General features: G+C 61.4%; 9 protein-coding genes. 3 read left to right on the top strand and 6 right to left on the bottom strand.

Annotated elements, in window-relative coordinates:
• Positions 1 to 48: 48 nt before the first annotated feature.
• The 5 genes from ACNPP0_RS17745 to thrS form a co-directional block, all read right to left on the bottom strand.
• Entirely contained in the window at positions 49 to 318 is a 270-nt protein-coding gene (locus ACNPP0_RS17745; RefSeq protein WP_046807727.1) for an HPr family phosphocarrier protein, read from the bottom strand.
• Positions 319 to 434: 116 nt separating this feature from the next.
• Positions 435 to 836 (bottom strand): PTS sugar transporter subunit IIA, encoded by a 402-nt coding sequence (locus ACNPP0_RS17740; protein ID WP_046807726.1) that lies wholly within the window; start codon positions 834 to 836, stop codon positions 435 to 437.
• A gap of 17 nt (positions 837 to 853) precedes the next feature.
• Entirely contained in the window at positions 854 to 1,825 is a 972-nt protein-coding gene (gene gshB, locus ACNPP0_RS17735) for a glutathione synthase (RefSeq protein WP_332607352.1), read from the bottom strand.
• 157 nt (positions 1,826 to 1,982) lie between these two features.
• Complete coding sequence (infC, locus tag ACNPP0_RS17730; RefSeq protein ID WP_332608900.1) at positions 1,983 to 2,537, bottom strand: translation initiation factor IF-3; 555 nt, start codon at positions 2,535 to 2,537, stop codon at positions 1,983 to 1,985.
• 20 nt (positions 2,538 to 2,557) lie between these two features.
• Positions 2,558 to 4,510 (bottom strand): threonine--tRNA ligase, encoded by a 1,953-nt coding sequence (gene thrS / locus ACNPP0_RS17725; protein WP_448706585.1) that lies wholly within the window; start codon positions 4,508 to 4,510, stop codon positions 2,558 to 2,560.
• 559 nt (positions 4,511 to 5,069) lie between these two features.
• Between thrS and ACNPP0_RS17720 the strand changes: the two genes are divergently transcribed.
• A complete protein-coding gene (locus ACNPP0_RS17720; RefSeq protein ID WP_332607350.1) occupies positions 5,070 to 5,810 on the top strand; it encodes a response regulator in 741 nt (246 codons plus the stop codon).
• 23 nt (positions 5,811 to 5,833) lie between these two features.
• On the opposite strand, the gene hemN is transcribed toward ACNPP0_RS17720, so the two are convergent.
• On the bottom strand, positions 5,834 to 7,261 hold the full coding sequence (hemN, locus tag ACNPP0_RS17715; RefSeq protein WP_332607349.1) for an oxygen-independent coproporphyrinogen III oxidase: 1,428 nt from the start codon (positions 7,259 to 7,261) through the stop codon (positions 5,834 to 5,836).
• Between the two features lie 125 nt (positions 7,262 to 7,386).
• Between hemN and ACNPP0_RS17710 the strand changes: the two genes are divergently transcribed.
• Both ACNPP0_RS17710 and ACNPP0_RS17705 read left to right on the top strand, forming a co-directional pair.
• Positions 7,387 to 7,632 carry a hypothetical protein gene (locus ACNPP0_RS17710; RefSeq protein WP_332607348.1) on the top strand — a complete coding sequence of 82 codons (246 nt, stop codon included), beginning with the start codon at positions 7,387 to 7,389 and terminating at the stop codon, positions 7,630 to 7,632.
• A 209-nt stretch (positions 7,633 to 7,841) separates the two neighbouring features.
• Positions 7,842 to 8,229, top strand: a 388-nt coding sequence (locus tag ACNPP0_RS17705; RefSeq protein WP_448706584.1) for a FadR/GntR family transcriptional regulator, incomplete at its 3' end; no start/stop codon positions are given.

Below are 8,229 nucleotides of genomic sequence, written 5' to 3'. Positions count from 1 at the left end.
GACGGGCCGGCCTCGGCAACGCCAGGGCCGGCGGATTCAGGGGGCGTTCTATTCCTGCTCACCGAATTTGCTGTCGAACAGAGTTTCGATTTCGGAAAGGGCTTGATCGGCGTCGTTGCCGGAAGCCTCCAGTTTGACTGTCACGCCAAGCCCCGCCGCCAGCATCATGACGCCCATGATGCTCTTGGCGTTCACGCGTTGCGCGCCACGCGAGATGAAGATCTCGCTGGAGAACTTGCTGGCCAGTTGCGTCAGCTTGGCGGCGGCCCGCGCATGCAAACCCAATTTATTGCTGATGACGATGTCTTTAGTAGGCATAGGAAATATTATGACCGCGGATTAACGCCGCAGTGTTGATCGCAGCAAAGAGGCAAACCGTCAACCGCATTTCGACCGGAAATACCAGCCGACATAATAGGGCAAATTCCTGCCCGTCAGTCTACACGCAAGACACCCTGCACGCCGCCGGCCAAGGCCTTTTCGCGTGTATCGGCAAGCGGTAGATTGCGATAGGTCAAGGCGCGCAGCAGCATGGGGGTATTCAGGCCGGCCAGGACACAGCACTGAATGCCCTGCGCCTGGGCATCGGCCACGGCGCGCTTGGAGATATTGGCGGGGGTGGCGCCGATCAGGTCAGTCAGCACCAGCACACCGGCGCCGTGATCCTGTTCAAGAATATCTTTCAGGACGGCCGGTGCCTGATCGTCGGGCCGGTCCTCGGGCAGGATGTCGTGAATGGCCAGCATGCCGTCAAGGTCGCCCATGACGTGGCTGGCGCATTCGCGCATCGCCGCGCCCAAAGGCGCGTGCACGACGATAACAATACCCGTGGTCATGACGGATTCCAGAAAGATCAGGCAGCCGGGGCAGTATTCGCCACGGCTTTTTCAAGCGCCTGGACGAACATGCCCGCGACATCGAAGCCAGTCTGTTCGGCAATCTCGACGAAACAGGTGGGGCTGGTGACGTTGACTTCGGTGACGTAATCGCCAATGACGTCCAAGCCGACCAGCAGCAGGCCGCGAGCGGCAAGCTTGGGGGCTACGGCTTCGGCGATTTCGCGATCGCGCGGGGACAATTCCTGCGCCACGCCACGGCCGCCGGCGGCCAGGTTGCCGCGCGTTTCGCCGGCCAGCGGAATACGCGCCAGCGAATACGGCACCGGCTCGCCGCCGATGAGCAGGATGCGCTTGTCACCCTTGACGATGTCAGGGATGTAGCGCTGAGCCATGATGGTGCGCGCGCCGTTGTCGGTCAGCGTTTCCAGAATGGCGTTCAGGTTGGGGTCTTTGGGTTGCAGGCGGAACACGCCCGTGCCACCCATGCCGTCAAGCGGCTTGACGATCACGTCGTGGTGCGTGTCGTGAAAAGCCTTCAGGCGAGCCATGTTGCGCGTCACCAGCGTCGGGGCGGTGAACTCGCTGATCTCGGTGATGGCCAGCTTTTCGGGATGGTTGCGAATGGCCGCGCCGCTGTTGAACACGCGGGCGCCCTGCGCTTCGGCGTATTCGAGCAGATGCGTCGAATACACGTATTCCATGTCGAATGGAGGGTCTTTTCGCATGACGACGGCGCCAAAATCCGCCAACGGCAGATCTTGCGCGGCGGACTCGGTCCACCAGTCGTGGCCGTGCAGGTCGGCATCCGCGACCAGCGCGATCGGCGTGGTAACGGCCTTGACCGTGCCGCCCTCGATGTACAGATCGCCTTGCATGGCCACGCTAAGCGTGTGACCGCGCGCCACGAGGGCACGCATCATGGCAACCGAACTGTCCTTGTACGCCTTAAGAAGCGGCAAGGGATCCAAAACGAACAAAACATGCATCGCGACACCCTGAACGTACGCCGCCTTCCCTGGCGGGAAGGCGGCTTTATGACATCGTAGCGCAGAGCCGCCCAATAAGCGAACCCGCCGGTCACGTGACGGACGGCGGGTCGGATGGGAAGCGGCCAAGCCTTCTTGCGAAGGCTATGGCTGGAACTTACGCGGCAGATTCAGGCTTGCCCGCAGCGGGCAGGGCCTTCTTCTTGGGCGCCAGCACCATGACCATCTGACGGCCTTCGAGCTTCGGCATGGCTTCGACCTGGGCAAGTTCCAGCAGATCGTCACGCACACGTTCAAGCACACGCATACCCAGTTCCTGGTGAGCCATTTCACGGCCACGGAAGCGCAGGGTCACCTTAGCCTTGTCGCCCTCTTCGAGGAAGCGGCGCAGGTTGCGCAGCTTGACTTGGTAGTCGCCCTCGTCGGTGGCCGGACGGAATTTGACTTCCTTGACCTGGATGACCTTCTGCTTGGAACGAGCTTCAGCTTGGCGCTTCTGCTCTTGGTACTTGAACTTACCGTAGTCCATCAAACGGCAGACCGGCGGCTCGGCGTTCGGCGCGATTTCCACCAGATCCACGTCGCTTTGCTCGGAAAGACGGAACGCGTCGGCAATCTTGACGATGCCCAGCTGTTCTCCGTCCAGACCTATCAGGCGCACCTCGGGGACGCGGATTTCACCGTTGATGCGATTGGCTTTTTCAGTGGCGATGTTGAAAGCTCCTAGAAATGTTAAGCAGCACTGCTATCAGGTTGATTGACGTCGCGACGGGCAGAAACATCCTCGGACAACCGCGCGACGAATTCGTCGTATGCGATGGCGCCAAGGTCCAATCCACCCAGACCGCGGACGGCTACGGTGCCGTTTTGCTTTTCCTTGTCGCCGACGACAAGAATGTACGGCACCTTTTGCAGGCTGTGCTCCCGGATTTTACGAGTGATTTTTTCACCGCGCAAATCGGACTCTACTCTAAAGCCTTGTTTTTTCAGGCTTTGTGTTATTTCAGCCGCATAATCGGCCGAAGGTTCAGAAATGCAGCATACAACGGCTTGCACCGGGGCCAGCCAAGGCGGCATCGCGCCGGCATGGTTTTCGATCAACATGCCGATGAAACGCTCAAGCGATCCCAGGATGGCACGGTGCAGCATGACGGGCGGACGACGCTGGTCGTTCTGGTCAACATACTCTGCACCAAGGCGCACGGGCATGGAGAAGTCGACCTGAATGGTACCGCATTGCCAGTGGCGGCCGATGGCGTCTTTCAGGGTGTATTCCACCTTGGGACCGTAAAACGCACCTTCCCCGGGGGAAATCTCGAATTCGCAACCTGTGCGGCGCAGGCTTTCCATCAGCGCCTGCTCGGCCGTATCCCAGACTTCGTCCGAGCCGATGCGCTTTTCGGGACGCGTGGCGACCTTGTACAGCACTTCGGTAAAGCCGAAATCGCGATAAACCCTCTGCAGCAGGGCCGTGAAGTCCGCGCATTCGTCTTGCAGTTGCTCTTCGGTACAGAAGATGTGGCCATCATCCTGCGTGAACCCGCGCACGCGCATCATGCCGTGCAGCGAACCCGACGGTTCATTGCGGTGGCACTGGCCGAATTCGCCATAGCGCAGCGGCAGTTCGCGATAGGAATGCAGGCCGGCGTTGAAAATCTGCACGTGGCCCGGGCAGTTCATCGGCTTCAGGCCATAGACGCGGTTCTCGGACTCGGTCGTGAACATGTTTTCACGATAGTTGTCCCAGTGGCCCGTCTTCTTCCACAGCGAAATATCAAGAATCTGCGGCGCCTTGACTTCCTGGTAGCCGTTGTTGTTGTAGACGGCGCGCATGTATTGCTCGACCTGCTGCCACAACGCCCAGCCCTTGGGATGCCAGAAAATCAAGCCCGGCGCTTCGTCCTGGAAGTGGAACAGGTCAAGTTCGCGGCCGATCTTGCGGTGGTCGCGGCGCTCGGCCTCTTCCAGCATGTGCAGGTAGGCTTCCTGTTCTTCCTTGGTGGCCCAGGCCGTGCCATAGATGCGCTGAAGCATCTCGTTCTTGCTATCGCCGCGCCAGTAGGCGCCGGCTACCTTCATCAGCTTGAACACTTTCAGCTTGCCGGTGGACGGCACGTGGGGGCCGCGGCACAGGTCGATGAAATCGCCTTCGCGATACAGGCTCAGGGGCTCGTTGGACGGGATCGACGCGATGATCTCGGCCTTGTACTTTTCGCCGATACCCTTGAAGAATTCAACGGCGTCATCGCGCGACCATTCTTCACGCGTGACGACCTCGTCCTTCTTGGCGAGCTCGGCCATCTTCTTTTCGATGGCGACCAGATCTTCGGGCGTGAACGGGCGCTTGTACGAGAAGTCGTAGTAGAAGCCGTTGTCGATCACCGGACCAATGGTGACCTGGGCGTCGGGGAACAGCTCCTTCACGGCATAGGCCAGCAAGTGGGCCGTCGAGTGCCGGATCAAATCCAGGCCATCGGCGTCCTTGGCGGTCACGATTGCCAGGCGCGCATCGCCTTCGATGCGGTAGCTTGTGTCGACCAGCTTGGACGACTCGCCTTCAAACGTCACGCGGCCGCCCAAGGCGGCCTTGGCCAGGCCCGTACCGATCGATTGAGCCACTTCAGCGACCGTAACCGGCCCCGGGTATTGGCGTTGCGAACCATCGGGCAATGTGATCTGTACCATCGGGAGTGCTTCCTGGGGTTCTTGGAACGAGAAAAATCAATGAACGAAAACGAAAAACGCGGCCTGATAGCCGCGTTTTCTGGTTGTCTTGCTGAGTCTTACCGCTGACCTGACACGGTGAAACCCGACGCACGAAAAACTAACGCGACATAGGGCGAAAGTTCCGGGTCGTAGTTCGTGCCAGCAGGAAAAACATGATTCTGAGCCTGTTCAAACGCGCCGGGACGGCGCGTTACAAGGTTGCGCGATCGATACCAACCAAAACCGGGCCGGGAACATCCCGACCACCAACGGATCGACCGAAATTAACGTGTCGATTGTAGCACCCTTTGCGCCTTTTCCGGGCGGCAGTCAAGCGAATATGCCCACTCTTGCGGCAGATTGAATGCTTGTTCAAGGGTGCAGCGGTCCGATATTCGGGTGATTCCGGTCCGGACAGGCTTTCGAAAACGTAACCTTCCATCGCAAATTTATGACCAGGCGCGGAGCGTGCTCCGGACTTCAACTCTGGCCGAGAAAAAGCGCGACGCGGTTCGCGCTACCGGCTTGTGGAGCATCGATGAAAGCTGTCCCAATACGTGTGACCAAAGCAGCCTCTATTTCCAACCCGCCACGCTGCGGCGAAGGCGTGCGCACCGGCGCGCGCAGGCATATGCTGCTGTCGCGGCTGCCGTCGGTAATCAAGGTGGCAATACTCGACGACCATCCCGTCGTTGCCCTTGGCGTGGGCGCATACCTTGAAAGCCGCCCCGGCTTTCGGGTGCTGCACCGAGAGACATCGGCGCGCGAAATGCTTGATAAGCTGCGTCATACGCCCTGTGACGTGGCGCTGGTGGATTTTTATCTACCCCAGGAACCCTGGGACGGCGTCAACTTCCTGCGGCGGCTACGGCGGCACCACCCTGCCCTGGCCCTCATCACGTTTTCGGCGGGGAACCGGCAGGAAACGCAATACGCGGCGTATCGCGCGGGCGCCAACGGCTATCTGGCCAAGCAATGGGGAATGGTGTTGCTGCCCGAAATCATCCGAGCCGTACTCAGCAACAAAAAGACCTTTCTTTCCGTGCAGGACGGCAAGGTCCGCCCCGTGCTGCCCGACCATCCCCACGCGACGCTGACCACATCCGAAATCGAGATCCTGCGCCATATCAGCCAGGGCCTGTCGGTCACTCAGATTGCGGCGCGCCTGTCGCGCAGCAAAAAGACGATCAGCACCCACAAGCGACGCGCGATGCAAAAACTGCAACTGGCCGATGATCTGTCGCTGGCCCTATACCTGCGCGAGAAGTTCGCGGAATGAGCCCAACCCGCACAGGCGCCGCGTCAGATGATGCGGGAATAGCTGGCGCCGCTGACGGCACTGCCCAGGTACCCGTCGAACGCCATGGCGACGGCGCGCACGAAATACCAGCCCAGCCCGGTCACCTCGACTTCGCCCGCACGCAGATTGACCAGGCCCAATTCAGCCAGGTTCGCCATTTGCAGCAATTCGCGGCTGAAGTAGTCGCCAAAGCGCACGCCGTGGCGCGCCTCGACGGCGGCGAAGTCCACCCGGCCCTGGCACATGACGTCCATGATGACGTCCCGCCTTACCAGGTCGTCGCTGGACAGGGCCAGCCCGCGTTCCACCGCGAAATGGCCGGATTCGATTGCGCCGTAATACGCGTCCAGCACCTTTGCGTTCTGGCTGTACGTGTTGCCGATGCGGCCGATGGCCGACACGCCCAGCGCGACCAGGTCCCGATCGGGCTGAGTGCTATAGCCCTGAAAATTCCGGTGCAACTGGCCGCGCTGCTTGGCGATTGCCAGCGCGTCGGTGTTCAGCGCGAAATGGTCCATGCCGATGTACGTGTAGCCCTGCTGCAGAAAGCCGTCGATGGCCGCGCCAAGCAGGCCCACCCGGGTCTCGCGGTTAGGCAGGTCCGCTTCATGGATGCGGCGTTGGGGCTTGAAGCGTTCGGGCAGGTGCGCGTAGGCGTACAGCGCAATGCGGTCGGGCCGCAACGCCACCACCTGCTTGATCGTACGCGCGAACGATTCCGCGGTTTGCAGCGGCAGCCCGTAGATCAGGTCCATGTTGACCGAGTCGTAGCCCAGCGCCCGCGCGCTTTGCATCAGCGCCCGGACGTCGTCGAAAGACTGCACCCGATGCACCGCCTTTTGCACCCGCTCGTCAAAATCCTGCACGCCGAAGCTCAGGCGGTTAAAGCCCAACTGGCGAAGGTGCGCCAGACGCTGCGGCGTGGCCGTGCGAGGATCGACTTCGATGGAAATCTCGGCATCGCTCTCGAACCGGAACGCCGATCTCAGGTCCTGCATCAAGCGGGTCAATTCCGCGTCGGACAGGAAGGTGGGCGTGCCGCCGCCAAAGTGCAGTTGCGACACCGGTACGCCCGGGCCCAGCTCCGTCACGTGCAACGCGATTTCTTGCGCCAGCGCCTCCAGGTAGCGCACCGCGCGGTCGTGATGACGCGTCACCACCTTGTTGCACGCGCAGTAATAGCAAACCGAATCGCAGAACGGAATGTGCACATATAGCGACAGCGGCTCGGCCCCACCGTTGGCGCGGCGCTGACGCAGCGCGGCGCGGTAGTCCTGTTCGCCAAAATTGCCGTGATAGCGGTCGGCGGTGGGATACGAGGTGTAGCGTGGCCCGTTCTTGTCCAGCCTCGCCAGCAATCGAGGGGGAAAGAACGGTTCGGCGGCGGCAGGCGCGGGCGATGAAACGATGGGGCTTAGGGCGGCTTGCATACCTTGGATTATTCGCCCTTGCGGGCAGCCGCAGCTTGATCTGGCGCAAACGCGGCAGCGTCTTGGCCGCGCGCCGAGTCACGCCCGTAAAATGCGGCTTTCACGTTGCACAACAAGGACGCCTCATGGGCACTGAACTGGACGGCCGCCTGCTGGCCATGCGCCAGGCGGTGGCAATTGCCATCGCCCTTTCCACCCGCAGCAGCCCGCAAGCCACCGACATGGCGCTGGAACTGCTTAACGACCTGAAGGCCGGCATGGACAACGCCCCGTCCGACAGCCCCTTCGACAAGCCCGAATGGGTGGTAGGCGCCCAGGACGAACTGGACGGTATCGCGCGCCTGGTCCGCGCCTTTACGAACGAGCCCTGAACCGAGCACGCAAGGAAGGGGCGCTGGTGCAACGCCATCGCCCGCTTCAGGGTAAGCGCACAGCTTCCTAACTGGCCTGACCACCGGATAGGAAGGCGTAGATTCCCTCTGATCGTTTTCCCTGAAAACGCAAATTTCCCCTTCTATTTCAATAACGGCGTGCCTATATTGGTGGCCTGACCACCAGGCCATGACAACCCCACGCCACGATGAGCACCTTTCAGGCTGTCGCCGCCACCCGCTTGTACCGAATGATTGCCGACCAGATTGCCGGCCGCATCCGGGCGGGTGATTTCTTACGCGGTGCGCGCCTGCCTTCCGAACGCGAACTGGCCGAACAACTGCAGGTGAGTCGGGCGTCGATCCGCGAAGCACTGATCGCCCTGGAAATCGAAGGCTACGTCGAGGTGCGCGTGGGCACCGGCGTATTTGTCACCACCTCGCCGGACGGCGCCGCGTTTCCCGCAACGGCCAGCCTGGGCGGGCCGGCCTTGACCGAACAGGACGACATCGGGCCGTTCGACCTGCTAGAAGCCCGCATGCTGATCGAACCGGAGTGCGCGGCGCTGGCCGCGCCCCCGGCCCCGCCCCCGCAAA

This window comes from Achromobacter semiaridum, assembly GCF_053543755.1.
This window is presented reverse-complemented; position numbering and strand designations above follow the sequence as displayed.